This window comes from Nocardiopsis alkaliphila YIM 80379 (assembly GCF_000341005.1).
GTDB classification, from domain to species: Bacteria; Actinomycetota; Actinomycetes; order Streptosporangiales; family Streptosporangiaceae; genus Nocardiopsis; species Nocardiopsis alkaliphila.
In genome coordinates, this window is sequence record NZ_ANBD01000039.1 from 84,507 (window position 1) to 109,325 (window position 24,819).

Sequence of the window (24,819 nt, forward strand, 5' to 3'; positions counted from 1 at the left end):
CTCGGGTAGATGATCAGAACATGAAACCCGAGCCCTCGTGTCCACGATGCGGGCGCAACGTACAACCCCCGGGGTTGTGGAGCAGCGCCTGGCAGTGCGACGCCCACGGACCGGTGGCGCCGCTCCAAGGGGTGCGCGCCCCGAATTCCAGCACACTCGAGGTCCTTCTTCCTCAGGCCCAGGTCCCCCTCTGGCTCCCGTGGCCGCTGCCCGGAGGCTGGGTGGTCACCGGATTGGCCGACGTCGGTGATGACCGCAGCGGTGCGATCGCGACCGTCGTGGCCCTGTCCGGTCCGAACCCGCTCGGCGGGGTCGGTGAGGTGGCCATCGTCGCGGAGGACCCCGGGATCGGCTTGGGCGCTCGATTGGCCGGATTGGAGGGGCCCGATCCCGGAAGCGGTTTCGACAAGGGACCGCCCGACGCCAAGGTTCGCTTCGACGGGCACGAGATCGCCCTGTGGAACCTGGAGGTGGGCCCAGACCGCGCCGTCTACACCGGTGAAGCGCTCGCGCACTGGTTGTGGGTGGTGTTCGCCTCCGCGGACACCGGGATGCTCATGTGCGAGATCAACTCCCTGCGTGACCTGAGGGACCTGCGTGATGGTGGTCCGGCCCTCGAACCACCGTTCGGGGCACCGAGCCCCTTCCTGGGTCGGGTGCTCGCCCCCAGGGACGAAACCGCCTGAGAGGGCTCGCCCGGACCACGCGGTGCCGGGCCACGCACGTACAATCGCCCGGTGACACGTATCGACCTGCATTCACACAGTTCGGTCTCGGACGGCACCGACACCCCCGCCGAGGTCATCGCGTACGCGGTCGAGGCCGGGCTCGACGTGCTCGCCCTGACCGACCACGACACGGTCGGTGGGATCGAGGAGGCCTCCCGACACCTGCCACCCGGGTTCACCTTGGTGCCCGGGATGGAATTGTCCTGTGCCCACCAGGGATCCAGCGTCCATCTGGTCTGCTACCTGTTCGACCCGGATTCTTCGGCGTTGGCCGAGGAACTACGCCGGGTCCGTTCCGACCGGGCCTCCCGGGCGGAGGAGATGGTTCGTAGACTCCAAGAGCATGGGGTGGAGGTGACCTGGGAACGGGTGCTGGAGATCGCCGGGGCGGGGCACGCCGAATACGCCGACGCCAACACGATCGGCCGCCCCCACCTGGCCCGCGCGGTGGTGGAGGCGGGCGCGGCCAAGGACGTACAGGACGCCTTCGACCGATGGATCGGCTCGGGCGGTCCCGCCTATGCCTCCCGGTACGCGATCGACCCGGTGCGTGCGGTGCGCTTGGTCCGTGAGGCGGGTGGGGTCTGTTCCCTGGCCCACCCGGCGCGTGCGGAGGGGGCGAGCAACGGAGCGGTCCCGGTCGAGTTGGCCGAGCGCATGGTCGAGGCCGGCCTGGGCGGGATCGAGGCGGACCACCCCTCGCACAACCGGTCGCAGACCAAGTTCTGGCGCGGGATCGCCACTGATCTGGGTGTGGTGGTCACCGGCTCCAGCGACGACCATGGTGCCCTGACCGGTCGCCGACTCGGTCGCCGTACGACGGCCCCGGAGGCGTTCGAGGAGCTCGTCGCCCCCGCGACAGGGGCCTCCCTCTTGAAAGGCTGAGGGAGTGGTGGCCGAGAGGGCTTGGCGCGTCGAGGATTCGATACGGTACGGACCACTGTGTGAGAGCGCGACAATGGTCACAGTGTTGAATCAGTACATATCTGGACGAAGGGTCTGACACCGTGTTCTGGAAGCGGAAGTCGAAGAAGCAGGAAGGCCAGGAGGCCACCGATTCCGCTGCGGAGGTCGCGGAGGACACCACAGAGGAGACCCACGAGGCGGTCGAGTCCGAGGACAAGGACGCGAAGAAGGTCGAGAAGTCCGACTCCGAGGAGACGGAGAAGGCCGCGGTCGACGTCGAAGACGAGAACGGTGAGTCCAAGGACGAGTCCTCCGGTGCGTCCGGAGCCACCGCCTTCGAGGCCGACGACGAAGACGAGGTCGAGGAGGTCGGGGTCGCCGGTCCCGACTCCGACGGCATCACCCGTGTGCGCACCGCCGGCACGTTCGAGTTCGGTGACGAGAAGTTCGAGGTTCTCAACAACACCTGGATCATCGAGGCCGACAAGGACGGTGTCATCGTCATCGACCCGGCCCACGACGCCGAGGCGATCATGAAGGTCATCGGTGACCGTGAGGTCTACCTCGTGGCTTGCACCAACGGTTACAGCCCGCACATCGGGGCCGCCCTGACCATCGCCGAGGAAACCGAGGCGGACATCGCCCTGCACCCTCGCGAGATGCGGGCCTGGCGACGTGTCCACGGCGCGGAGCATCGTCCGGAGATCGATGTGGAGGGCGGCGGTGCCTTGGACGTCGGCGACCTGCACATCGACGTCCTGGCTCTGCCGGGCACCTCCCCCGGTACCGTCGGCTACTACGTCAGTCAACTCGGTGCCGTGTTCTCCGGTGACACCCTCCTCAAGGGCAGCCCCGGCCAGGTCGGTGACACCTATCTGGACTACACCACCCAGCTGGCCTCCATCGGTGAGAACCTGCTGACGTTGCCGCCGGACACCCGCGTCCTGCCGGACCGTGGTCCCTCCACGACCGTGGAGGCCGAGAACAAGAACTTCGACGCCTGGGTCTGATCCCGGTCTCCCCTGAGGATCCCTGGACACAGCGTGCCGTCATCCGTTCCCACGGGTGGCGGCACGTCATGCGCCAAGGGCGGGAGAGGTCACTCCGGACGGAAGCCTCAGCGGCGGCCGACCGACTCGACCTCGTTCCAAAAGGAGGTCAGGGCGCTCGAGGTGGTCTCCGGCGCCTCCACGTTGGGGGAGTGGCCCGCACCCGGGACCACCAAACGCCTGGCGCCGAGTCGTTCGGCCATGTCGTCCTGCGCGGACGTGGGCCAGGCCTCATCGTTCTCGCCGTAGACGACCAGTGCACGAACGTCCAACTCGGCCAACTCGTCCACCCGGTCCGGGGCGCCCAACAGGTCCTCGGCCATCCGCATGAGGCCCACGGCGCTGCTGGACAGCAACCTGTCTCGGAGGAAGTCGACGATCTCGGGCTTGGCGGAACGTGTGCGCGCCTCGGCCTCGAAGAGTTCCTCCCACAGCTGTTGAAGGCGTTCACTGGTGGGGTTCATCGACACGGCGGCGATCAGGTTGCGCGCGCGGACGGCGGAGACACCACTCAACGCTCCAGGGCCGGAGCACAACAGGGTGAGGGAGGCGAGCGGGGAACGGTCGACCAGCGCCGCCTCACGGGAGACCAGCCCACCGAAGGAGTGCCCCACCAAATGTACGGGGCCACCATCGCCGACCTGGTCCATGACCTCGACGACCACCTCGCCCAGTGAGGAGAGGCGGTAGTCGGGGAGCCTCACTCCGGGCGGCGGGGTGAGGGTCTCAGGGCCCGGCGACTGATAGGTGCCGGGCAGATCGATCGCGACCACCTCCCGCCCGGCCTGCGCCAGGCTCTGGAGGAGGGCTATGAAGTCTTCCTTGCTGCCGGTGAAGCCGTGCACCAGCACGGCAGGGGACAGTTCGGTGCCGCCGGAGGTGGGCAGGGCCCGGAGCGCGGCCACCGGACCATACGAAAGACGCAGGTCCGTGCGCCGCACACCCGGCGGCGGTTCGAGGAACTCAGGTGTACTCACGTCGGGCCACCCTAGGGCATGTTCGGTGCGTACCTACCCTGCTAGGCGATGCTCCAGCGGTAGCGTCACCGCGTTCCCGACAGTCGACGACCGACCAAGGCGGGCCTGGCCGTGCGACGCCACGGAGCTTGCGTGGCAAGGCATAGAGGGAACTCCTCCTTCGGCCTCGTACCTGCACCACTGGATACGCCCGCCCGTCGCCCGCCACCATCCTCAACGGAGGTCTACGGTGCGGCGATCTTCATGACGACGGGCAGCATCCATGGAACACGCCTTGGGCGATCGCACTACCGATCAGGGAGGAACCCGAGGTACGTCAGGTGTTCTCGGGGTCCCTGCGGGCACCACCGCGGGTACGGCGACGGCGGCGGACTCGACGGGCCCCCTCCCCCTCAACGGACCCTCCCGAGCCGCCGACGGGGCGTTCACCGCTCTTCGTGGTGGCCGACGCGGTGGCGGTGGCCTTCTCGGTGTTCGCCCCGGACCCGGATGAGGTCTCGCCGTTGCGGGTCCTCTTGCGGTTGCGGTTGCGTCCGTGACGGCGCTCGCGCCGTTCATCTCGGCCACGATCGTTTTGGCCTCGAAGGCCACCACGTCCTCCACCGCGCGTCTGGCCGGTGTCGCCGATGTCCTCGACCTCCTCGGCCTCCAGACCGGCGTGCTCACCACGCTTGTCGGCGGCCAGTCCGCCCTTGGTCCCCTTGGGGATGTTCAGGGCCTCGAAGAAGTGCGGGGAGGTGGAGTAGGTCTCCACCGGCTCGTGGAAGTCCAGGCCGAGCGCACCGTTGATCAGCTTCCAACGCGGCATCTCCTGCCAGTCCACGAAGGTGACCGCGGTGCCCGTGCGTCCAGCACGGCCGGTACGACCGATGCGGTGCGTGTAGGTCTTCTCGTCCTCGGGCGTCTCGTAGTTGACCACGTGGGTCACGTCGTCCACGTCCAGACCGCGTGCCGCCACGTCGGTGGCCACCAAGATGTTGATCTTGCCGTTGCGGAAGGCGCGCAGGGCGCGTTCGCGCTGGCTCTGTCCGAGGTCGCCATGGACGGCGGCGGCCGCGAACCCACGGGTCTTCAGTTCGCTCGCGATCCGGTCGCAGGTCCGCTTGGTCTGACAGAACACCATGCTCTGACCATGGTCCTCGGACTGCAGGAGACGGGCGAGCATCTCCGGCTTGTCCATCTGGTGGGTGCGGAACGCGTGCTGGGCGATCCGGTTGGTGATGGTGGAGCCGTCGATCTCGTTGTCGTCACCGGCCCGCACGTGCGTGGGTCGGGTCAGGTAGTTCCGAGAGAGGGTGACGATCTCGCTCGGCATGGTGGCCGAGAAGAGCATCGTCTGGCGCTTGCTCGGAGTCTTGGTGAGGATGCGCTCGATGTCGGGGAGGAAGCCCAGGTCGAGCATCTTGTCGGCCTCGTCCAAGACCACCGCGGTGACGCCGTCCAGACGCAGATGCTTCTGGTTCTCCAAGTCCAGCAACCGGCCCGGGGTGCCGACGACCACGTCGGTACCCTCTTTGAGCCCGGTGATCTGCGGCTCGTAGGAACGGCCACCGTAGACGGTGAGGATGCGGCCACCGCTGCGCTTGCTCGCGGTGGTCAGGTCGGCGGCCACCTGGATGGCCAACTCCCGGGTGGGGACCACGACCAGGGCGCGCGGCCGCTTGGTCGAGCCCGGGTTCTCCTGGGCCTTCTGGAGAAGGGGCAGACCGAAGGCGAGGGTCTTGCCGGTGCCGGTGCGGGCCTGCCCGATGATGTCGCTGCCGTTCAGCGCGATGGGAAGGGCCAATTCCTGAATGGGAAAGGGCTCGATGATCCCTTCGGCTTCAAGGGCCTCGGCGATCTCAGGGCTCACACCAAGGGTTCGAAAGGTGGTTCGGGGCGTCGTTGTCTCGTCTGTGCTGCTCAGGGCTCAAGCCTCCATCTAGGCGGGCCGCAGCGTTGTTCGTGGCCGCGGCGGGGTGCGGTCGCGGGCGGCTTCTGACCGCCGCGGAGGGCGCGGCTCACCGGGTCCTCGCTTGGGCGAGGAGGTCGCGGTGGCGCTGCCGACTGGATCCGTGCGGCCCGGGGGGTGCCCTGGCCGCGGGTTTCTTGGTTCCATCCGCTGGTTTGTCGTGTGCGGTGCGTCGCTGGGCGCGTGACCATCGCCCCCTCACGCCGCACTGGTCGTGAGGACACGTCGTGTGAATTCGGCGCCCGCGCCCCGGGCACCCGCCTCCGCGGCGCCGAGAGGTACGCGCGCAAGGACCCGCGTTCGAGGGGCGCGGTAGGCGGCGCGGTGTTCGCGCATGCCGGCCATCACACAGAGTCTAGCTGTTGGTTCGCCCGGTGGACATAGCGGTTCACCGAGGCTTATGGACGGCCGAGACCGTACCCGCTCCTGGCGAGTGCAACCGTGTTCGGGCACCGTTTAGTCCTCGGTCGGGCCGCCAGGGCCCTGGCGATACCCTGACGGGCATGATCAAAGGCTCTTCCGTCGACCCCGGTGTGATCGATCTTCTCGGACTCCTCGCCTACGCCGAGCTGGGTTCCTTCTTCCGTCTGGCCGATGACGCCGTGCTCGCGCCGTCGTTGCGAACCAGGGGAGAACTCGCCGGCCTGGCGGCGATGGAGCAACAGCACTACAGCCTGCTCCGTGACCACCTGGTCGGGTTCGGTGTGGATCCGGAAGAGGCGATGACGCCGTTCGTGCGGCCTCTGGACGCCTGGCACGAGCGCACCGAGCCGCAGAGTTGGTTGGAGAGCCTGGTCAAGACCTACGTGGGTGACGGCATCGCGGGCGATTTCTACTGCAAGCTCGCCGAACTGGCCGATCCCGAGACCAAGGCGTTGGTCGAGAAGGTGCTGGCCGAGACCGGTCGGGCCGAGTTCGTGGCCGGGCAGGTACGTGCCGCCTTGGCGAAGGAGCCCAAACTGGCCGGGCGTCTGTCCCTGTGGGCCCGTCGCCTGGTGGGCGAGGCGCTGAGCCAGGCACAGACAGTGGCGGTGGAGCGCCCGAAGCTCGCCGCCCTGCTGGCCCGCGAGGCGGAGGAGAACGAGGAGCCCACCGGCCTGGGTGACCTCGCCGCGGTGAGTCGGATGTTCGCCTCGCTGACCGAGGGTCACCTCGCCCGCCTCTCCGCGATGGGCCTGTCCGAGTAGGAGCCCTCGGCCGGAAGAACCCTGCCACGTCCTCGGCCGGAAGAGCCTTGCCACGGGCCCTTACGGCCCTACCGGCACCGTCGCGATGTCGATGTGTGTTGGTTTTGTCGTTCTTTCGAACACTTGGCCTGAGCTTGGTAGTGCTTGGTCAAGAGCGGGTAATTTCCAACACATTCATTACGATCCATTGGTGCAGAGCACATATAGTCGATGAGACTTCCCATCTCCTGACCACGCGAGTAGGTACTTCCATGCCCCGTGGGACCTCCGTGCGCCACCCGCTGGCCGGACTCACCCGTGACTTCCACCGCATCGGCCCTCTCGAGGGCCCGATCGAGCCTTGGATGAGCGCTGAGCTGGACCAGCACGCCGCACAGGTGTGCGAAGGCATCGTCTCCGGCGGTGCCGAGCTCGACGCCACCACCCTCGGCACGTACCTTCACGGCTTCCTCGACGGCTGCCTCGAACGCGGCTGGCACTCCGATGACGCGGGATACGACTGGGAGACCCTCCGTATTCTCGCGATCTGCCGTCTGGCCAAGGAGCGAGGTTTCGTCCGCTAGGTTGGTCGTACCCGCAGGCGGGTGTGATCTTCGACGCGAGCCTTCTCGCGGCAACCTCCCTCGTGGTTCCCCGGCGAAAAGCCGAAACCGAGCGTAGGCTGAAACGTGCCGGGCCTCATGGTGGCCGATTCGGCACGGCCCGCTCAGGGGAACCGGCCCTGCGGAATGCAACGTGGGATTCACGGTGTTAAGGGTCCGAAACGGATCCGGCGTCACCGGAACTGGCGGAGCGGCTTGTACGGCCGCGAGAAAGGAATGCGAATGAGGAGCGGTCGGCATGGGGCGGCGCGCCCACCCGTCGGCGTCCTGATCCAGCAGGATCGCGTCGACTTCGCGCTTTTCGCACTGATTTTTGTCGTCGCGCTCGCGTCGATGGTGTTCACGGGGCCCGGGAGCATCGTCTTCTGGTTGGCTTTCCTTCCCCTGATCGCCAGCCTCGTGCTCGCCTTCCGACGGATCGAACACCTCTCCCGGCAGGAGCTGCGCGACTCCGAATTCCTGTGAGCCGATCCCGAACCCCAGGGAACTCGGACACACGACGACACGAACACGGCAAGAGGGCGAGGCCGATCGGCCTCGCCCTCCTCCGTCGCCCTAGGGCGAGCCCCCGGGCCTCCCGGGCCCAGGCGTGGTCCGTCCTCCCCGAACGGGCCACGTGCGGCCTGCGCTCATGGAGTGGTCTCGCCGCCACGCCCGCGCTGTCCGGGCAGGGTGGAGGCCTCCTCCCTCTCCTCGGTCCGGCCTTCCCTGGCCGTGGCCCCGGGCCGGTTCATCGCGGCCTCCCGGCCGGCCTGGTAACTGCTCTGCTCGGACATCCTGCCCGTTTCACGCTCCGCAGCGTTCAACCAGTTCTCCCAGCGGGCCTGCATCGGCTTGATCAGACCGCCGCCGACGCCGACGACGAGGATGCCGCCGACGGTCGCCAGCACTGCGATCAGTACCGGCATGGTGACGGAGACGGCCACGCCCATCTGGTTCAGGGCGGCGATCACACCGAGGGCCAGGACGGCCACGGCGGCGATGTCGGCCAGGAGGCGTCCGTAGGACAGACCGCCCAAGGCCCCGCTGATGAGATCCCGTGCGGCCTTGGCGATCATGCCGGCCACCACGATGATGACCAACGCGACGATGGCGTTCGGGATCCACGAGATGACGTCGTTGAGCAGTGTGCTGATCGGATTCGTCCCGAAGACGTTGAACGCGAGCGTCAGCACGAACAGCAGTCCGATGTAGTAGACGATCTTTCCGGCGATCTCACTGGCGGTCCAGCGGCTGCGCTCGAAGTACTCTCCCACGCCGCCACGGTGCAGGGCGCGGTCCAGTCCGACGCCGTGGAGGCCCTTGGCGACCCCCTTGCCCACCAACCAGGCGATGAACCAGCCCAGAATGAGGACCACCAGGAATCCCAACAGCAGCGGTACGAAACTCGCCACTGCCTGCCAGGCGTCCATCAGACCCTGACCCATGTCCATACGTCTTCACCTCCGAATCGCTTGTACCGCCCATCGAACCAATGATCTCGATCGAGCGGATACGGCGAAGAGAAGCTCGGTACTTCTCATTTCCGCGATACCCCGAGGTCGGAGATCGAACCTTTTGTGATCGATTCGAAGATGTGGTTGCCGAGAATTTACGAAAGATTGAAGGTGGGATGGATTTATTTCTTTTTCTTATTCGGGAGAACTCGTGGTCGACCTTGTCATGGCCCCCTCATAGACGAAAGGCCCTCGGGCGTTCGAAAGCACACCGTGCTTTCGAACGCCCGAGGGCCCCTGCGATGCCGGGTCGACGTGGACGTTCCCGCCGGGGTCAGTCCCCGGAAGCGGCCTCCTCGGCCGAGCGGGTGAGGTCCCAACCGCTGATTCCACGCCAAGCCAGTCGGGCCACCAACTGTTCGGCGGCGTCCTGGGGTACGGAACCATGGTTGTTCAGCCAGTACCTGGCGCTGGTCTCGGCCATACCGACCAGGGCGATGCTCAGCAGGTGTGCCTCTTCGTCGGAGATGCTCGTGTCCTGACGGATCACATCGCCGATCAACTCGGCACAGCGCTGGAACGTCTGCTCGCTCTTCTCCCGGACCGCAGGGAGGTTGCGCAGGTCGGACTCGAAGACCAGCCGGAAGGCCTCGCCATCGCCCGCGACGAAGTCGAAGTAGGCCTGAAAACTCGCCGTGACACGCTGACGGTTGTCGTCGGTGCTCTCCAAGGCCTCGCGTTGCTTCTCGACCAAGACCTCGGAGTGTTCCTCCAAGAGGGCCAAGTAGAGCTCCAACTTCCCCGGAAAGTGCTGGTACAGAACGGGTTTGCTGACACCCGCGCGTTCCGCGATCTCGTCCATCGCCGCCGCGTGGTATCCGCGGGCGACGAAAACCTCCTGTGCTGCGGCCAGGAGCTGGCGGCGGCGCCTGACCCGGGGCAAGCGAGTGCCCCGGGCGCGGGCGTCTGAAGGAGCTGTCACACCCACACCCTCCGAACTCGGCATGGCAGATGCACGCCATTCACTGGGCATCTGCTCGGCTAGCGTCCGCGGGCGCGACTTCGGCTCCGTGTCGCGGCCCGCGGCTTTCTCCTCATCTTACTCCTGCGTAAGTTGGGTGTGGGCGGAGTGAAGCGAGGGATCGGCCTCCAAAGGCGCGACGACAATCCGATGGCGCAGGTGGGAAGGGGCGTCGAGTGGCCACCGAATACGTGAGCCATGGCCGTCGAAGTTCAAGTGGGAGAACCTTCAACGGTGTTCCTCGTCATCGTCCCCGGCGTCCAGGGACTGCTCGATCACGTCGGCCTCGTTCGCCTCCTCGAAGGCCTCTTGGGAGGCGTCCTCGAACCGGTCACCGTCCTCTTGTGGGATCACGGAGATCTGCTGCTCGACCGCATCGGCCTCGGGAACGCCCACGCTCGGCGCCTCGGCGTCGGAGCGGTGTCTGTCGCCTCGCTGATCGGAAGATGCCATGAGTCCTCCCCAACGTCGTCGATGGTACTCGTGACACTACATCCGGCCATCGCCGAGGCGAGGGAGCCCGCGCGGAATGAATCGGACGTACCTCGTGGTTGGGACTGATCAGGCATCCCGTGGGGCGATGTGGGCGACGCCTCCCCGGGGTGGGAATGGAATACCCCACCCGTTAGGTTGGGTATAAGTGCAAGAGGCTTCGCGTCGCCCCCTCCCACCGTGGGTCCCTGCGGTACGGGTGTGGGTGCGAGGCAACCCGAACAGACATGAGGAGTCACCGTGTCGCTGCCGCCGCTGGTCGAGCCGGCCGCCGAGCTGACCGTGGACGAGGTGCGCCGTTACTCGCGGCACCTGATCATCCCGGACGTGGGGATGGACGGCCAAAAGCGTTTGAAGAACGCGAAGGTGCTGGTCGTCGGCGCGGGCGGTCTGGGTTCCCCGGCCCTGCTGTACCTCGCCGCCGCGGGTGTGGGAACGCTCGGCATCATCGACTTCGACGTCGTGGACGAATCCAACCTCCAGCGTCAGATCATCCATGGGCAGAGCGATGTGGGCCGGCCCAAGGCCGAGTCCGCTCGGGACAGCGTCAAGGAGGTGAACCCCAACGTCGAGGTGATCCTGCACCAGGATCGCCTGGACTCGGACAACGCGTTGGAGGTCTTCGCCGACTACGACCTGGTTCTGGACGGCACCGACAACTTCGCCACCCGCTACCTGGTCAACGACGCCTGCGTCATTTTGAACAAGCCCTACGTGTGGGGTTCGATCTACCGCTTCGACGGCCAGGTCAGCGTCTTTTGGAACGAGTACGGGCCGCAGTACCGCGACCTGTACCCCGAGCCGCCGCCGCCGGGCATGGTCCCCTCCTGCGCCGAGGGCGGCGTCCTGGGCGTCCTGTGCGCCTCCATCGGTTCGGTCATGGTCAACGAGGCCATCAAACTGATCACCGGTATCGGCGAACCGCTGGTCGGACGTCTGCTCATCTTCGACGCCCTCGAGATGAGCTGGCGAGAGGTCAAGGTCCGCAAGGACCCGGAGACCGAGCCGGTCACCGAGCTCATCGACTACGAGGCCTTCTGTGGTGTGGTGTCCGAGGAGGCCACCGAGGCGGCCGCGGACTCCACCATCACCGTGCCCGAGCTCAAGGGGCTCTTGGACGACAAGCCCGACGAGATCTACCTCGTGGACGTTCGTGAGAAGAACGAGTACGAGATCGTCAACATCCCGGGCGCGACGCTCATCCCCAAGGGTGAGTTCCTCAATGGCAAGGCCTTCGAGAAGCTGCCCCAGGACAAGCGCGTCGTCTTGCACTGCAAGTCCGGGGTGCGTTCGGCCGAGGCCTTGGCCGCGGTCAAGGCCGCCGGGTTCTCCGACGCCGTGCACGTCGGCGGTGGCGTCTTGGCCTGGGTCAACCAGATCGACCCGAGCCTGCCGAGCTACTGAGCGCCTTCGGCTTCACTTCGGCGTGTTCGGGAACTTGGACGTACTGACCTGAGAGGTCGGGAACGGGTTCAAGGGGCACCATGGTGTCTACGGTGTGATGGTCCGCCCGTCGCCCGTCACCGTCCGAACGTCGACCCTTTGCGGTTCACCGAGCAGGGCCCAGAACACCCATGGTCCGGGCGGTGTGGAGATCCTCTCCACGCCGCCCGGACGTGTTTTCGTGGTGGCCCTCCCTGAAAGGCTCCCGAATGGGTACAAATCCCCGATACGGGTCGCTGTATCGACCACCGGCGCACCCGGAGCCTCTGGGAGGTGGCGTTATGAGCCTGAAGGGACGTTGGGCCGACTGGGCGGCGATCGCCCTGGGCCTCATCGTGGGACTGAGCTGGACCGTACACGGGATGTACGGATTCTCTGGGGGGATGTTCTTCCTCCTCGGGCTGGGGGTCATCCTCGGTGCGGTGATGTCGTTGACCCGTCCCGGCGCGCTGACCGGTGAAATGGGTGTGATCGCGGGCGGAGCGCTGCTCTTCGTCCTGCCGTGGCTGCTCGGATTCACCCAGATCCTGGGGGCCGCGTTGACCGCGTGGATCGGCGGAGCCGCCATCGCGGCCTTGGGGGTCGTGGGCCTGCTCAAGGCACGACAGACCCGCAGACGTGATCCGGAGATGGCCTGGAGCGGACAGACCGGGGTGAGTACGCGCACGCCCTGACCTGATTGCCTCTCGGCCTTCTTCGAAGCCGCCCTCGTCGTGGGGCGGCTTCGGGTCGTCGGTACTAGGCTCACCTCCATGATCGAAGCACCGTCCGAGGAGGCCGCACCCGACCAGTACACCGAGGAGGTCCTGTCCGTGGTCGAGCTGATCCCGGCGGGGCGGGTGATGAGCTACGGTGACATCGCCGAATACGTCGGTCGGGGCGGGCCCCGGCAGGTGGGCGCGGTGATGTCCCACTGGGGTGGGGGAGTCCCCTGGTGGCGAGTGGTGCGGGCGGATGGGCGACCGGCCGCCGGGCACGAGGTTCGGGCCCTTTCCCACTACGCGGCGGAGGGCACCCCGATGCGGCCCCGCACCGACCGGGTGGACATGTCCCAGGCCCGGTGGGACGGGCGGACCGGGGGCTGAGGGAGACCTGACCCCTTCCGAGACGTCCGGGGTGGTCGTTCTCCTCTGGTGAACTGGAGACGTGAACACTTCCCCGTACCGTCTCGTGCGGCGCGCCAACCGAGCGACGCCGCCGCCGGTGCTGGACGAGAACCAGCAACGGGTGGTCGACCACCCGGGTGGTCCTCTCCTTGTGCTCGCGGGGCCGGGGACCGGAAAGACCACCACCATCGTCGAGGCCGTCGTCGACCGCATCGACAACCGTGGGGTGGACCCCTCCCGGATCCTGGTACTGACCTTCAGCCGCAAGGCGGCCCAAGAACTACGCGAGCGAATCACCGGCCGACTGCGCCGCACCACCCGCGAGCCCCTCGCCCTCACCTTCCACAGCTACGCGTACTCGCTGATCAGACGTGAGTTCCAACGCATGGGCGACCTTCCTCCCCGCCTGTTGTCCGGGCCCGAACAGCTCATGGAGGTCCGTGAGCTACTCACCTGGGAGGCGGCCGAAGGCGGCCTGGACTGGCCGCAGCGACTCCGCCCCGCGCTGGAGACCCGTGGTTTCGCCGAGGAACTGCGTGACTTCCTGATGCGCGCCCAGGAACGCGGCCTGGGACCCGCTGAACTGGCCGCGATGGGTGCCGAACGGGACCGGGACGACTGGACCGCCGCGGCCGGGTTCCTGGCCCGCATGAACGGCCGTTTCGACATCGCCCCGGTGCCCACGCTCAACTACGCCGAACTGGTGCGGGTCGCGGCGAACATGCTCTCCGACCCGGCGGTCCAGGCACGGGAACGGGCCGCGCACGAAGTCGTGTTCGTCGACGAGTACCAGGACACCGACCCCGCTCAGGAAGAACTCCTGCACGCCCTGGCCGGTGACGGTCGTGACCTGATCGCGGTCGGTGACCCGGACCAGTCCATCTACGCGTTCCGTGGCGCCGAAGTGCACAACATCCTGGAGTTCCCGGCCCGCTTCCGCACACTCCAACGTCGCGACGCCCCGGTCGTGGCGTTGCGTACCTGCCGCCGCAGCGGTACCGCCCTGCTGGCCGCTTCGCGTGGGCTCACCCGCAGACTGCCCGCGGTGGTCTCCGGCCCCAACCGGGTCAACGCCCACCGTGACCTCGTCCCCGCCGAAGGGATCCCCGACGGCGAGGTGCACCTGTCGATGGCCGACAGCGCCACCCAGGAAGCCGCGGTCATCGCCGACACCCTGCGCCGCGCCCACCTGATCGACGGAATCCCGTGGTCGGACATGGCGGTGCTGGTGCGTTCCTCCAGCCGACAGCTACCGGTGCTGCGTCGCGCGCTGACCGCGGCGTCGGTCCCGGTCGTGGTGGGTTCGGACGATCTGCCGGTGGCGGCCGAACCCATCGTCCGCCCCCTGCTCGGCCTCATCCGCCATGGTCTGCGTCCCGACGGACTGGACGAGGAGGCCGCTCGAGAACTCCTGATGAGCCCCTTCGGGGAGGCCGACGCCGTCCGACTGCGCCGCCTGGTCCGAGCCCTGCGCCGCCTGGACCTGGACCGGATCCGCGACGCCCGGAACAACGAGGGCGCCGGAACCACCACGGAGGGACCGGAGGAAGGCCATCGTCCCTCCTCCCGACTATTGGTGGACGCCCTACGTGATCCGCGCGAACTCACCCTGATCGACCCGGAGATCGCCGCCCCGGCCATCCGGATCGCCACGGCCCTGCGCACCGTAGGCGACCTCACCGCCAAGGGCGCCGACGCCGAACAGCTCCTGTGGGAACTATGGCGAGAAAGCGGACTGGCGGACCGGTTGCTGCGCGCCAGTCTGGCCGGGGGACGCCGTGGCGCCGCCGCGGACCGTGACCTGGACGCGGTGGTCGCCTTGTTCGAGAGCGCCGCCCGCTACTGTGACCGACTGCCTCCCGGGGCCCCCGCCGGGTTCCTGGAGGACCTGGTGGCCCAAGAGATCCCCGGTGACAGTCTCGCCGAACGCGCCCCTGAGGGAGAGGCGGTGCGGATCCTCACCGCGCACCGTTCCAAGGGTCTGGAGTGGGGGCTGGTCGTAGTGGCCGGGGCTCAAGAGGGCGAGTGGCCCGACCTGCGGCTTCGCGGCTCCCTGCTCGGGGTGGAGGAACTCGTGGACTCCCAGAGCCACTCCGCCGACTCCTTCGGGGCGGCACTGGCCTCCAAACTCCTGGACGAGGAGCGCCGACTGTTCTACGTGGCCCTCACTCGTGCCCGCCGCACCCTCCACGTCACCTGTGTGGGCGGCGACGACACCGACGAACGCCCTTCCCGCTTCATCACCGAGATGGGACTGGGTGAGCCCGAACCGGTCGGCACCGGGAGGCGTTGGCTGTCCTTGCCCGCCCTGGTCGCCGATCTGCGTTCGGTCGTCACCGACCCCACGGCCCCCGGCCCCCTGCGCGAGGCCGCCGCCGCCCACCTGGCCCGCCTCGCGCAGGAGGGGGTGCGCGGCGCCGATCCGGCCGAGTGGTACGCGCTCACCCCCTTCAGCGATGACCGGCCCTTGGCCGACTCGGAGGACGTCATCCGGGTCTCGCCCTCCCAAGTGGAGAGCTTCACCAACTGTCAGCTGCGTTGGTTGCTGGAACGTGCGGCCGGGGCCTCCTCCGGCGACTCCGCCTCGGCGCTGGGCACGCTCGTGCACGCGGTCGCGGTCCTGGTCGCCCAGGGCAGCACCGCGAACGAGATCGGTGAACGCATGGACCAGATCTGGCCCGACCTGGACTTCGGCGGCCCTTGGCAGGCCGGTAAACAACGCGATCGCGCCGACGAGATGATCCGCAAGCTCCTCGACTGGGACGCCAGCAACCCGCGTGAGCTGGTCGTCACCGAGGAGGGGTTCAAGGTGGACGTCGGCGGCATCGAGATCACCGGTCGCGTCGACCGCCTCGAACGCGACGACCAGGGGCGTGCCGTGGTCGTCGACATCAAGACCGGCGGTACCAAGGCCGAGGACCTGGCTCGCCATCCCCAGCTGGGCGTCTACCAGATGGCGGTGCTCAAGGGCGCCTTCGCCAAACTCGGCTTGGCCGAACCGGGTGGCGCCGAGCTGGTCCAGGTCGGTAAGGCCGCGTTCGGCAAGAAGGCGCGCGAGCAGGCCCAGCCGCCCCTGGGCGAGGACCCCGACCCCGAATGGGCGCAGAGCCTCGTGCACGAGGTCGCCACCGGCATGGGCGGCTCTCGCTTCGCCGCAACCCGCAACATCGGATGCAACTCGTGCGCGGTGCGCGCCTGTTGCCCGGTCCAGGACGAGGGCAGACATGTCTGAAGCCACCCCCACCCCCGCACCGAGTTTCGGCCCCGCGGAGCTCGCCCGACTGCTCGGCCGCCCAGAACCCACGGTCGAGCAGGCCAGGGTGATCTCCGCACCCCTGGAACCCGGCGTGGTGATCGCCGGCGCCGGATCGGGCAAGAGCGAGACCATGGCCGCCCGAGTGGTCTGGCTGGTCGCCAACGGCCTCGTGCGCCCCGAACAGGTTCTCGGGCTGACCTTCACCCGTAAGGCCACCGCCGAACTCGCCGAACGTGTGCGCAAGCGCCTGGAACAGTTGCGCGCCACCGAACTGTTCCCCGAGGAAGCACTGGACGGCGAGCCCACGGTCTGCACCTACAACTCCTACGCGGGGCGCATCGTCGCCGACCACGCCCTGCGGGAGGCCGTGGAGCCCACCTCTCGGCTGCTCAGCGAGGGCCAGGCCTGGCAACTGGCCGCTCGGATCGTCGATGAATACGACGGGCCCATGGACCACATCGACGTCGGAGCCGATACCGTCACCCGCCGGGTCCTGGACCTGTCGGGGCAGATCGCCGATCACCTCACCAGCACCGACCGGGTGCGCGGAGTGGGCCGGTGGATCCAGACCGAGGTGGACGCCATGACCCGCAAGTCCACCAAGGAAACCCGGGACCTGGTGGCGACCCAGCGTCGTCGTGAGGAGCTCTTGCCCCTGGTGGACCGGTACGACCAGGCCAAACGTGTTCGCGAGGCGATGGACTTCGGTGAACAGATGGCCTTGGCCGCCCGTATCGCCCTCAACCACCCCGAGGTGGGCCTGATCGAACGCGGTCGCTTCCGGGTGGTGTTGCTGGACGAGTACCAGGACACCAGCCACGCCCAACTAGTGCTGCTTCGGGCCCTGTTCGGTGAGGGACACCCGGTCACGGCGGTCGGCGACCCCTGCCAGTCCATCTATGGGTGGCGTGGAGCCATCGCCGCCAACCTCACCGGTTTTCCCACCGACTTCCCGCTCGCTCCCGGTCGCCCCGCCCCGGTACGGCGTCTGTCGGTGAGCTTCCGCAACGGTCAGCGCGTCTTGGACGTGGCCGAACGCGTCTCCGAGGAGTTGCGGGTCGAAGCCACCGAAGTGCCCGTTCTCTACCCGGGGCCGGCCCGCCGGGACCGGGGCACCACCATCGCCGCACTGTTGTCCACCGAAACCGAGGAGGCCGAGTGGGTCGCCGAGCAGGCCCAAGCCTTGCTCGACGCCACCGCGGAGGAGCCGGGCGGCCCCGTCTTCGCACCCGATGGCCGTGCCTGGCCCGAGGGTGAGACCGGTGGTGCCCCCGACGGTGGGATCAGCCCCGGCGACATCGCGATCCTGTGCCGCAAGCGTTCCCAGTTCCCACCGCTGCGCGAGGCCTTGGAAGCACGGAACATTCCGGTGGAGGTCGTCGGCCTGGGCGGCCTCATGCTGGTGCCCGAGGTCCGGGACATCATCGCCACCCTGCGGGTGATCCACGACGCCTCGGCCGGAAACGAACTGGCCCGCCTGCTCACCGGTCCCCGTTGGCGGCTCGGGCCTCGGGACCTCGCCGCGTTGGGTGCACGCGCCACCGAACTGGCCCGGCACTCCCGCCGCGACCTCACCGCGCCAGGCCCCGAGGACGAGGACGACGGCGATGACGACCTGCTCCGCCGCACCGTCCTGGACCTGACGGCCGAGAGCGGCAGTCTCGTGGACGCCGTGGACGATCCCGGCCCGGCAGAGGACTACTCCGAGACCGCCTACGAACGACTGGGTCGTCTGGCCGAGGAACTGCGGTCCCTGCGCAAGCTGATCGGCCAGCCCCTTCCCGACCTCATCACCGAGGTCGAGCGCATGCTCGGTCTGGACATCGAAGTGGGTTCGCGCACCAACCGCGATCCCCTCTCGGCCCGCGCCGACCTGGACGCCTTCGTGGACCACGCGGTCCGGTTCGTCGGTAACACCGAGGACCCCACCCTGGGCTCCTTCCTCGGCTACCTCAACGCCGCCGAGGAGAACGAGAGCGCGCTCAGTCCCGGTGAACGCGTGGGAGCTTCGGACAGCGTCAAGCTCATGACCATGCACGGAGCCAAGGGTCTGGAGTGGCCGGTGGTGTTCGTGCCCGGGATCAGTGCGGGCAAGCGCGCGCCGCTGTTCCCGGCCAAGGCCCGCGACTCCCTGGCCTGGGTCAAGGCCGAGCACCTGTTGCCCTACCCGCTGCGCGGTGACCGGGCGAGCCTGCCCACCCTGAGTGGTGTCACCAAGGAGGACATCGCCGAGTTCAAGACGGCGGAGGAGGCCCGCCATCTGATGGAGGAACGCCGGCTGGCCTACGTGGCGGTCACTCGTGCCTCCTACGCGTTGGTGTGCAGCGGCCACTGGTGGGGCCGGACCGGCAGTTCCCCGCGCGGCCCCTCGGTGTTCCTGGAGGAGGTCCGTGAAGTCTGCGAACAGGGCGCCGGGTCCGTGGTGGTCTGGGCGCCGCCACCCGACCCCGAGGACACCAACCCGCATGACGAAGAGGAGTCCTCGGCCGTGTGGCCCCCCGCCGATGTCCCCACGGCCGGGGGGAGCGAGCCCGTGCCCGAGGAACCGCGCGAATCCGAGTCCGGCGAAGCGCGGACCATGACCCTCGAAGGCGACACGGGCACCCGCCGGGAGCAGATCCTGGCCGGGGCCGACCTGGTGGAGAAGGCCCGGGCCAAGATCCGCGAGGGCGGATCCGCCCTCCCCGACAAGACCCCCGAGGTGCTACGGCGCAGGCTCGGCGGCTGGGAACGCGACATCGAACTGCTGCTCGCCCACCGGGACCGCGCGGCCGGGCCGAGGGAGGGCCCCGTAGAGGTGGAGTTGCCCGACCACCTGTCGGTCTCCTCCATGGTCTGGCTGGCCCGCGACCCCTCCGCCCTGGCACGTCGGATCCGTCGTCCACTGCCCCGCCCGCCCGCCCCGCACACCCGTCGGGGCACGGCCTTCCACAACTGGCTGGAACAGCGCTTCGGGCAGAGCGCGACCCTGCTCGACGAGCTGCCCGGGGCCGCGGACGAGACGGCCGGTGCGGATGAGGACCTGGCCGAGCTACAGCATCGGTTCGAGGAGAGCGAGTGGGGCGCGCGCGTGCCGGTGGAGGTGGAGGTGCCCTTCGAGACGGTCATCGGTGACCGCCTCGTCCGAGGACGCATGGACGCGGTCTTCCGTGACCCCGAGAGCGGTACCTACGACGTGGTCGACTGGAAGACCGGGCGTCCGCCGGGCAACGCCGCCGAGCGCCGTGCGGTGGGGGTGCAGTTGGCCGCCTACCGGCTGGCCTGGGCCGATCTGGTCGGGGTGGAACCCGAAGAGGTGCGCGCGGCCTTCCACTACGTGCGCGCGAATGAAACGGTCCGCCCGGTCGACCTGCTCGACGCGCAAGGACTGGCCGCGCTGATCGCCGGTGTCCCGGAACCGGAATGAGCCCCGGGAACCGGGCCGCGGACTCCACGACCGGCGACGTCGGCACTCGGCGATCGGCCGGCTCGCACCCGTAGAGTTCGAGAACGAACGACCGAGCGCTGTGGCCTGAGAATCCGAGAGCACGGCTCCACAAGACCCGGCACATGACGGTTCCAGAGACACCACCGGGCGGGTGCACGGCCTGGCGATCGTTCGTGACAGGCCGTGCACCCGCCCGGGCGGTGCGCCGACGCTACTGGGCTTCGTCGAACTCGATGTCCCACAGGACGTTGTCGCCCTCGACGGAGGTCACCGTGACGGTGATGTGGTGGGTGGCGCCGTTCTCCATGAATTGGCAGCCCAACTCGGCTCCCACCTCCGCGACGAGGTGGGTGTCGTTGCAGGTGAAGTTCTCGGGCGAATGGCCCTGGGCCTCCAGCACGGTGCTCGTCTGGTTGATGACCTCTGTGTTGCTGACCTGGCCGCCGCTCGCCGCGGTGCTGTTGTCCTCGCTGCCGCTGTCCTCCCCGGCGGCGGTGTCATCGGCCGGGGCCTCGTCGACCTTGATGTCCCACTCGGCCTGGTCACCGTCCACCGAGGTCGTGGTGACGGTCACACCGAGGCTCTCGCCGCCGTGGGTGAGTTCGCAGCGGATCTCGGCACCCACCTCCGCGGGCAGGTCCTCAGAGCAGGTGAACTCGTCCGGGGCCTCGCCGATCTGCTCGGCCAGCATCTCGCTGGACTTCTCGGCGACCTGCTCGGCTTCGATGACCCCGGGGCCACCGAGGCTGAAGTCGAACGAGCAGCCGGTGGCCAAGAGCACGGAAAGCGTTCCCAGAACCGTTCCGACGAGAATTCGATTATGGGGGATTCGCCGCATCGCGGCCTCCTGGATTCTGTGATGGATGACGGACCACACGAACAGATGTCGGATATGGCGGGAAAGTTCCGAATGTGCCTGATATAGATTCCGTGGTCTCGGTGCCCGGTTCGTGAACCGGCTGTTCAGGGGGAACCCTCTGGCTCACGGACGAGGAGGCTTCGAACTCTCCCGAGTACGCTCCGGTAGCAGGACGCCGGTCCCTGTGGGGACACCCACGCCGGGCGGTGGAGATCCCCGTCCTCCGCCGCCCGGCTCCGGTCAGACCACGCCGAAGACGAACCCGCCCGGCGAGTCGATGTCGCCGCCGAACAGGTAACGCCGTGCCGACAGCACGAACTCCTCTCGGTCGATGTCGCCGTCTCCGTCGGTATCCACGTGCGCGAACCGTTTGCGGGCGCTCACCTCCTCCGCACCCAAGGCGTTCGCGTAGATCAGGAACTCCACCTCACTGATCCGCCCGTCTCCGTCCGCGTCCAACAAGTCGAAGATCGCCTCGGCGACCGCCTCGGCGGCGTTCGAACGGGTCCGGTCCTCCGAGACCGCGTGAATGGCCGCCACGAACCGCTCCCGGTCCAACCGACCCTCCTCGCCACCGGACAGGTCGACCAGCTTGCCCCACAATGCCTCGTAGGCACTCTGGATGGCTCGGGCCCGGGGCTCTTGTGCCTCCAACCCGTATCCGGTGACGTAGCGGTTCACGAGTCTTTGGTAGTCATCCCATGTCACGACCTTGTCGTCGTCGATGTCCAGAACGTCGAAGAGGTCGCCGAACCGGGCGGTGATCTGGGGATTGGTGCTCACTCGGACCTCCTGTGCGCGGAGTCGAGGCTCTCCCGACTCCTCTGTCAGAGTCCCACGGGCCGGAAACGGTTCCCGTCATGCCACTGTCCCCGGGGAGGGGTGTCACCTCCCCATCCATCCAGGTCCTATGGTCGAATCCGACAAAGATGTCCAGGACAAGGACGACAGATGGACGCACGCGCCTACATCGAAACCCACAAGGACGAGTTCTTCGACGCGCTCAAGGAGTGGCTGGCGATCCCTTCGATCTCCGCCGACCCCGAGCACCACGAGGACGTGCGCCGCTCGGCCCGGTGGCTCGCCGACCACCTCACCGAGACCGGCTTCCCCACGGTCGAGGTCTGGCAGACCCCCGGCCTGCCCGCCGTGTTCGCGGAGTGGCCGGCCACGGACCCGGCCGCGCCCACCGTGCTCGTCTACGGCCACCACGACGTACAGCCCGTGGACCCGATGGAGGAGTGGCAGACACCCCCGTTCGTGCCCACCGAACGCGGGACCTCCCTGTACGCGCGCGGGGCCTCCGATGACAAGGGTCAGGTTCTCTTCCATGCCCTGGGGGTGCGCGCCGCCCTGGCCGTAGCCGGGGCCGACGCCCCGCCCGTGACCATCAAGCTACTGGTCGAGGGGGAGGAGGAGTCGGGTTCGGTCCACTTCGCCGAGCTGATGAAGACCAACCGTGAGCGTTTGGCCTGTGATGTCGCGGTCATCTCCGACACCACCATGTGGGCGGCCGATACTCCCTCCATGTGCGTGGGCATGCGTGGCGTCACCGACGTCGAGATCAACCTTTACGGCCCCGAGCGGGACCTGCACAGCGGTTCCTTCGGTGGCGCCGTCCCCAACCCGCTCAAGATCATGAGCGACCTGCTCTCCGGCCTGCACGACGCCGACGACCGCGTCGCCATCCCCGGATTCTACGACGGGGTCGTCGAGGCCAGTGCCGAAGAACGCGAACTCATCGCTCGTCTGCCCTTCGACGAGAAGGCGTGGCTGGCCACCGCCGCCTCCAGCGCCCCGCGCGGTGAGAAGGGCTACAGCACCCTGGAACGTGTCTGGCTGCGGCCCACCGCGGAGATCAACGGCATGTGGGGCGGCCACACCGGAGCGGGCGGCAAGACCATCGTCCCCCGTTCCGCCCACGCCAAGATCAGCTTCCGACTGGTACCCGGCCAGGAGCCCTTGGAGATCCAGAAGCGTGTCCGTGAGTACGTGCAGGACCGCATCCCCGCCGGTGTCCGCGCCGAACTGGAGTTCGGCGGCCCCGGCGTGCGCGCCTGTGCCTCCGACCTGACCTCCACCGCGTTGAAGGCCGCCCGTTCCGCGATGGGCCGGGCCTTCGGCAAGGAGGTCCTGTTCACTCGTGAGGGCGGAAGCGGACCCGAGGCCGACATCGCCGACATCCTCGACACCCCCTTGGTGTTCGTCGCGGTGGGCCTCAACGAGGACCGCATCCACGCTCCCAACGAGAAGGTCGAGATGCCCCTCTTGCTCAAGGGCGCGGAGAGCGCCGCCTACCTGTGGGAGGCACTGGGCACCGCCAAGGACGTATGAACCCCGACGTCGCTCACCCGCGCGCTTCCACCGTTCCCTCGTTGGGAGTGCGCGGGGAGGCGGAGGCCGTTATACCTGGTGTAGCGAACACGAACACAGGAAGGCGCCATGGACTTGGACCCCGTACCCGCACTCTCCCGCGCCGCGGTCGGCGCCGCCGCGCACCTTCGGAGCGACGACGAGTGGCTGGCCAAGGCTTGGGCCGACCCGAACACGCGTGTCCTGGTCTTGGAGGGCGGTGAACCCGGCGGTCATGGCAGGCAGGCGTTGATGGCCAAACAATCCCGTGCCCTGGTCACAACCGGTAAGACCCGAGAACTCGTCCTCACCACCCCTGGACTCGCTCCGAAGGGGGAGCGCTACCTTCTGGGCAGCGATGGCGAGCGCGCCTACTTCGCGGTCCGCTCTCCCGAGGAACTTCTCGCCGGTCCCGTCGCCGAACCCGCGTCCCTGCGCGAGGTCGGCGCGATCCTCGACGACCATGACACCGGCCTGTTCACCCGCGCCATCGCCTTGGCCAACTGGAACGCCACCCACGGCTTCTGTCCACGCTGTGGTTCACGCACCCGGATCGAGAAGGCCGGCCACGTGCGGGTCTGCGAGGAGGAGGGAACCGAACAGTTCCCTCGGATGGACCCGGCGGTGATCATGCTGGTCCACCGTGAACGTGAGGGTCGGGAAGAAGTGCTGCTCGGCCACAACTCCAACTGGGACGCGCGGCGCTTCTCCGTCCTGGCCGGATTCGTCGACGCCGGTGAGTCCCTGGAGCAGGCGGTCATCCGAGAGGTCGCCGAGGAGACGGGTGTGGTCGTGGAGCATCCCCGTTACGTGTCCTCCCAGCCCTGGCCGTTCCCGCGCAGTCTCATGATGGGCTATACCGCCCGGGCGGTGGCGCAGGCCGATCCCACCGACGACGAGATCGCCCAGACCCGGTGGTTCACCCGTCCGGAACTGGCCGAGGCGACCCGTAGTGGAGAGGTCATCCTCCCGGGGCGGGTCTCCATCGCCCGCACACTCCTCGAGCACTGGTACGGGGGAGCGCTGAGCGGAGGCTGGTAGTAGCCGGACGGGTGAAGATCGCGGACCGTCCGTCCCCCCGTAGCGGACGGTCCGCGTCGACCGGTCGGGCCGCCGTGTGGGCGTCGCCGGTACGAACGTCGCGGTCCGCTCAGCCTTGGCCGAGCTCGTCGGGCAGGACCGTCAACGGGCTGGTGCTGCTCTCCACCACGTCCTGGGCCAGATCGGCGACCTTGCGTCCGCGTGAACGCGCACAGGAACGCAGCCGTTCGAACGCCTCGCGCGGCGGCATGGTGTGCCGTTCGGCCAGGACACCGATCGCCTGTTCCACCACCACACGCGAGTGCAGGGCGTGTTCCAACTGCGCGATGGTGTGCCTCAGGCGCTCCACCTCCGAGGCGCCCTCTGGTGCTCGGCCGGGGGCCTGAGCACGTTGGCGGGAGCCGCCCGCCTCGGTGGCGAGCAGGTCGGCCAGTACCATCGCACTGATCAGGTCCGGAACGTCGTGGCCGTCCTGGCCCCCGCCCACACGCCACCCGTTCGAGGTGCGTCGCACCACTTCGGCGTCGACCGTGTCGGTCATCGCCATGTCATGAGGCCTCACATCGTCCCCCAACTCCACACTCCCCGCCATTTCCAGGTCTGTCGGCGTCGGCCGTGGTCCTGGAACCGGGGATGTCACCCTGAGGGAGGCGCCCCACGGTGCGGGCCACGTGGACGCGGCCCGCACCGTTCGTCCTAGGACAGCTCGGCCAACTTCTTCTTCACCTGAGCGAGCGACGGGTTGGTCATGGCCGTGTCGTCGCTGAAGACCAGGGTGGGGACCGTCTGGTTCCCACCGTTCACCTTCATCACGAACTCCGCGGCCTCCGGGTTCTCCTCGATGTCCACCTCGCGCCCGGTGATGCCCTCCCTGGAGAGCTGGCTCTTGAGCCGCTTGCAGTAACCGCACCAGGGCGTGGTGTACATCGTGAACTGCTCGGTGCCCGTACTCGTCATCTCGCTCACGTCTTTTCCATGTCGACGGT

At 68.1% G+C, this 24,819-nt stretch carries 22 protein-coding genes; 13 read left to right on the plus strand and 9 right to left on the minus strand.

The features are described 5' to 3' along the window. Positions 1 to 20: 20 nt before the first annotated feature. The 3 genes from D472_RS0105755 (at position 21) to D472_RS0105765 (ending at position 2,644) form a co-directional block, all read left to right on the plus strand. Entirely contained in the window at positions 21 to 686 is a 666-nt protein-coding gene (locus tag D472_RS0105755; protein ID WP_051045946.1) for a DUF6758 family protein, read from the plus strand. A 51-nt stretch (positions 687 to 737) separates the two neighbouring features. Continuing rightward, positions 738 to 1,613 (plus strand): PHP domain-containing protein, encoded by an 876-nt coding sequence (locus tag D472_RS0105760; protein WP_017603551.1) that lies wholly within the window; start codon positions 738 to 740, stop codon positions 1,611 to 1,613. A 122-nt stretch (positions 1,614 to 1,735) separates the two neighbouring features. After that, positions 1,736 to 2,644: an MBL fold metallo-hydrolase gene (locus D472_RS0105765; protein WP_017603552.1), complete on the plus strand. Its 909-nt coding sequence runs from the start codon at positions 1,736 to 1,738 to the stop codon at positions 2,642 to 2,644. A gap of 107 nt (positions 2,645 to 2,751) precedes the next feature. Here the strand turns inward: D472_RS0105765 and D472_RS0105770 are convergent, their stop codons facing one another. Together D472_RS0105770 and D472_RS0105775 are read right to left on the minus strand one after the other, a co-directional pair. Continuing rightward, a complete protein-coding gene (locus D472_RS0105770; protein ID WP_026117427.1) occupies positions 2,752 to 3,660 on the minus strand; it encodes an alpha/beta fold hydrolase in 909 nt (302 codons plus the stop codon). 316 nt (positions 3,661 to 3,976) lie between these two features. Then, positions 3,977 to 5,512, minus strand: coding sequence for a DEAD/DEAH box helicase (locus D472_RS0105775; protein ID WP_017603554.1), 1,536 nt, complete (start codon positions 5,510 to 5,512; stop codon positions 3,977 to 3,979). A gap of 602 nt (positions 5,513 to 6,114) precedes the next feature. On the opposite strand from D472_RS0105775, the gene D472_RS0105780 reads away from it, so the two are divergent. The 3 genes from D472_RS0105780 (at position 6,115) to D472_RS0105790 (ending at position 7,865) form a co-directional block, all read left to right on the plus strand. Next, positions 6,115 to 6,798: a ferritin-like fold-containing protein gene (locus D472_RS0105780; protein ID WP_017603555.1), complete on the plus strand. Its 684-nt coding sequence runs from the start codon at positions 6,115 to 6,117 to the stop codon at positions 6,796 to 6,798. A 251-nt stretch (positions 6,799 to 7,049) separates the two neighbouring features. Further along, positions 7,050 to 7,361 (plus strand): DUF6401 family natural product biosynthesis protein, encoded by a 312-nt coding sequence (locus D472_RS0105785; RefSeq protein WP_017603556.1) that lies wholly within the window; start codon positions 7,050 to 7,052, stop codon positions 7,359 to 7,361. Positions 7,362 to 7,622: 261 nt separating this feature from the next. Then, entirely contained in the window at positions 7,623 to 7,865 is a 243-nt protein-coding gene (locus D472_RS0105790) for a hypothetical protein (RefSeq protein ID WP_017603557.1), read from the plus strand. Between the two features lie 164 nt (positions 7,866 to 8,029). Here D472_RS0105790 and D472_RS0105795 read toward each other — a convergent pair whose 3' ends face one another. The 3 genes from D472_RS0105795 to D472_RS0105805 form a co-directional block, all read right to left on the minus strand. Continuing rightward, entirely contained in the window at positions 8,030 to 8,833 is an 804-nt protein-coding gene (locus D472_RS0105795) for a mechanosensitive ion channel family protein (RefSeq protein WP_017603558.1), read from the minus strand. A 337-nt stretch (positions 8,834 to 9,170) separates the two neighbouring features. Further along, the gene (locus D472_RS0105800; protein WP_026117428.1) at positions 9,171 to 9,818 is read right to left on the minus strand and encodes a TetR/AcrR family transcriptional regulator; all 648 of its coding nucleotides are present in this window, start codon (positions 9,816 to 9,818) and stop codon (positions 9,171 to 9,173) included. A 267-nt stretch (positions 9,819 to 10,085) separates the two neighbouring features. Next, complete coding sequence (locus D472_RS0105805) at positions 10,086 to 10,310, minus strand: hypothetical protein (protein WP_017603560.1); 225 nt, start codon at positions 10,308 to 10,310, stop codon at positions 10,086 to 10,088. A 279-nt stretch (positions 10,311 to 10,589) separates the two neighbouring features. Here D472_RS0105805 and moeZ point away from each other — a divergent pair, with 279 nt between their 5' ends. The 5 genes from moeZ (at position 10,590) to D472_RS0105830 (ending at position 19,560) form a co-directional block, all read left to right on the plus strand. After that, on the plus strand, positions 10,590 to 11,753 hold the full coding sequence (gene moeZ, locus D472_RS0105810; protein ID WP_017603561.1) for an adenylyltransferase/sulfurtransferase MoeZ: 1,164 nt from the start codon (positions 10,590 to 10,592) through the stop codon (positions 11,751 to 11,753). Positions 11,754 to 12,073: 320 nt separating this feature from the next. Continuing rightward, positions 12,074 to 12,466, plus strand: coding sequence for an SPW repeat domain-containing protein (locus D472_RS0105815; RefSeq protein WP_017603562.1), 393 nt, complete (start codon positions 12,074 to 12,076; stop codon positions 12,464 to 12,466). Positions 12,467 to 12,544: 78 nt separating this feature from the next. After that, entirely contained in the window at positions 12,545 to 12,877 is a 333-nt protein-coding gene (locus D472_RS0105820; protein WP_017603563.1) for an MGMT family protein, read from the plus strand. Between the two features lie 85 nt (positions 12,878 to 12,962). Further along, positions 12,963 to 16,130 (plus strand): ATP-dependent helicase, encoded by a 3,168-nt coding sequence (locus tag D472_RS0105825; RefSeq protein ID WP_026117429.1) that lies wholly within the window; start codon positions 12,963 to 12,965, stop codon positions 16,128 to 16,130. Next, positions 16,123 to 19,560 carry an ATP-dependent helicase gene (locus D472_RS0105830; protein ID WP_017603565.1) on the plus strand — a complete coding sequence of 1,146 codons (3,438 nt, stop codon included), beginning with the start codon at positions 16,123 to 16,125 and terminating at the stop codon, positions 19,558 to 19,560. Before D472_RS0105825 ends, D472_RS0105830 begins: the two co-directional genes overlap by 8 nt. Before the next feature lie 232 nt (positions 19,561 to 19,792). On the opposite strand, the gene D472_RS0105835 is transcribed toward D472_RS0105830, so the two are convergent. After that, positions 19,793 to 20,419 (minus strand): DUF4333 domain-containing protein, encoded by a 627-nt coding sequence (locus D472_RS0105835; protein WP_033303235.1) that lies wholly within the window; start codon positions 20,417 to 20,419, stop codon positions 19,793 to 19,795. A gap of 261 nt (positions 20,420 to 20,680) precedes the next feature. Then, positions 20,681 to 21,223 carry an EF-hand domain-containing protein gene (locus D472_RS0105840; protein WP_017603567.1) on the minus strand — a complete coding sequence of 181 codons (543 nt, stop codon included), beginning with the start codon at positions 21,221 to 21,223 and terminating at the stop codon, positions 20,681 to 20,683. Positions 21,224 to 21,391: 168 nt separating this feature from the next. Between D472_RS0105840 and D472_RS0105845 the strand changes: the two genes are divergently transcribed. Both D472_RS0105845 and nudC read left to right on the plus strand, forming a co-directional pair. Then, positions 21,392 to 22,774: a dipeptidase gene (locus D472_RS0105845; RefSeq protein WP_017603568.1), complete on the plus strand. Its 1,383-nt coding sequence runs from the start codon at positions 21,392 to 21,394 to the stop codon at positions 22,772 to 22,774. A 108-nt stretch (positions 22,775 to 22,882) separates the two neighbouring features. Then, a complete protein-coding gene (gene nudC / locus D472_RS0105850) occupies positions 22,883 to 23,833 on the plus strand; it encodes an NAD(+) diphosphatase (RefSeq protein ID WP_017603569.1) in 951 nt (316 codons plus the stop codon). Between the two features lie 109 nt (positions 23,834 to 23,942). Here the strand turns inward: nudC and D472_RS0105855 are convergent, their stop codons facing one another. Together D472_RS0105855 and D472_RS0105860 are read right to left on the minus strand one after the other, a co-directional pair. After that, the gene (locus D472_RS0105855; RefSeq protein WP_017603570.1) at positions 23,943 to 24,380 is read right to left on the minus strand and encodes an ANTAR domain-containing response regulator; all 438 of its coding nucleotides are present in this window, start codon (positions 24,378 to 24,380) and stop codon (positions 23,943 to 23,945) included. A gap of 149 nt (positions 24,381 to 24,529) precedes the next feature. Further along, on the minus strand, positions 24,530 to 24,790 hold the full coding sequence (locus tag D472_RS0105860; RefSeq protein WP_026117431.1) for a mycoredoxin: 261 nt from the start codon (positions 24,788 to 24,790) through the stop codon (positions 24,530 to 24,532). Positions 24,791 to 24,819: the final 29 nt, after the last annotated feature.

What these genes read in the sequence shown, in the direction of transcription:
- D472_RS0105755 (WP_051045946.1), top strand. Translation starts at nt 21, where the DNA reads ATGAAACCCGAGCCCTCGTGTCCACGATGCGGGCGCAACGTACAACCC.
- D472_RS0105780 (WP_017603555.1), top strand. Translation starts at nt 6,115, where the DNA reads ATGATCAAAGGCTCTTCCGTCGACCCCGGTGTGATCGATCTTCTCGGA.
- D472_RS0105785 (WP_017603556.1), top strand. Translation starts at nt 7,050, where the DNA reads ATGCCCCGTGGGACCTCCGTGCGCCACCCGCTGGCCGGACTCACCCGT.
- D472_RS0105790 (WP_017603557.1), top strand. Translation starts at nt 7,623, where the DNA reads ATGAGGAGCGGTCGGCATGGGGCGGCGCGCCCACCCGTCGGCGTCCTG.
- D472_RS0105795 (WP_017603558.1), bottom strand. Translation starts at nt 8,833, where the DNA reads ATGGACATGGGTCAGGGTCTGATGGACGCCTGGCAGGCAGTGGCGAGT.
- D472_RS0105805 (WP_017603560.1), bottom strand. Translation starts at nt 10,310, where the DNA reads ATGGCATCTTCCGATCAGCGAGGCGACAGACACCGCTCCGACGCCGAG.
- D472_RS0105815 (WP_017603562.1), top strand. Translation starts at nt 12,074, where the DNA reads ATGAGCCTGAAGGGACGTTGGGCCGACTGGGCGGCGATCGCCCTGGGC.
- D472_RS0105820 (WP_017603563.1), top strand. Translation starts at nt 12,545, where the DNA reads ATGATCGAAGCACCGTCCGAGGAGGCCGCACCCGACCAGTACACCGAG.
- D472_RS0105830 (WP_017603565.1), top strand. Translation starts at nt 16,123, where the DNA reads ATGTCTGAAGCCACCCCCACCCCCGCACCGAGTTTCGGCCCCGCGGAG.
- D472_RS0105835 (WP_033303235.1), bottom strand. Translation starts at nt 20,419, where the DNA reads ATGCGGCGAATCCCCCATAATCGAATTCTCGTCGGAACGGTTCTGGGA.
- D472_RS0105845 (WP_017603568.1), top strand. Translation starts at nt 21,392, where the DNA reads ATGGACGCACGCGCCTACATCGAAACCCACAAGGACGAGTTCTTCGAC.
- nudC (WP_017603569.1), top strand. Translation starts at nt 22,883, where the DNA reads ATGGACTTGGACCCCGTACCCGCACTCTCCCGCGCCGCGGTCGGCGCC.
- D472_RS0105855 (WP_017603570.1), bottom strand. Translation starts at nt 24,380, where the DNA reads ATGGCGATGACCGACACGGTCGACGCCGAAGTGGTGCGACGCACCTCG.
- D472_RS0105860 (WP_026117431.1), bottom strand. Translation starts at nt 24,790, where the DNA reads ATGACGAGTACGGGCACCGAGCAGTTCACGATGTACACCACGCCCTGG.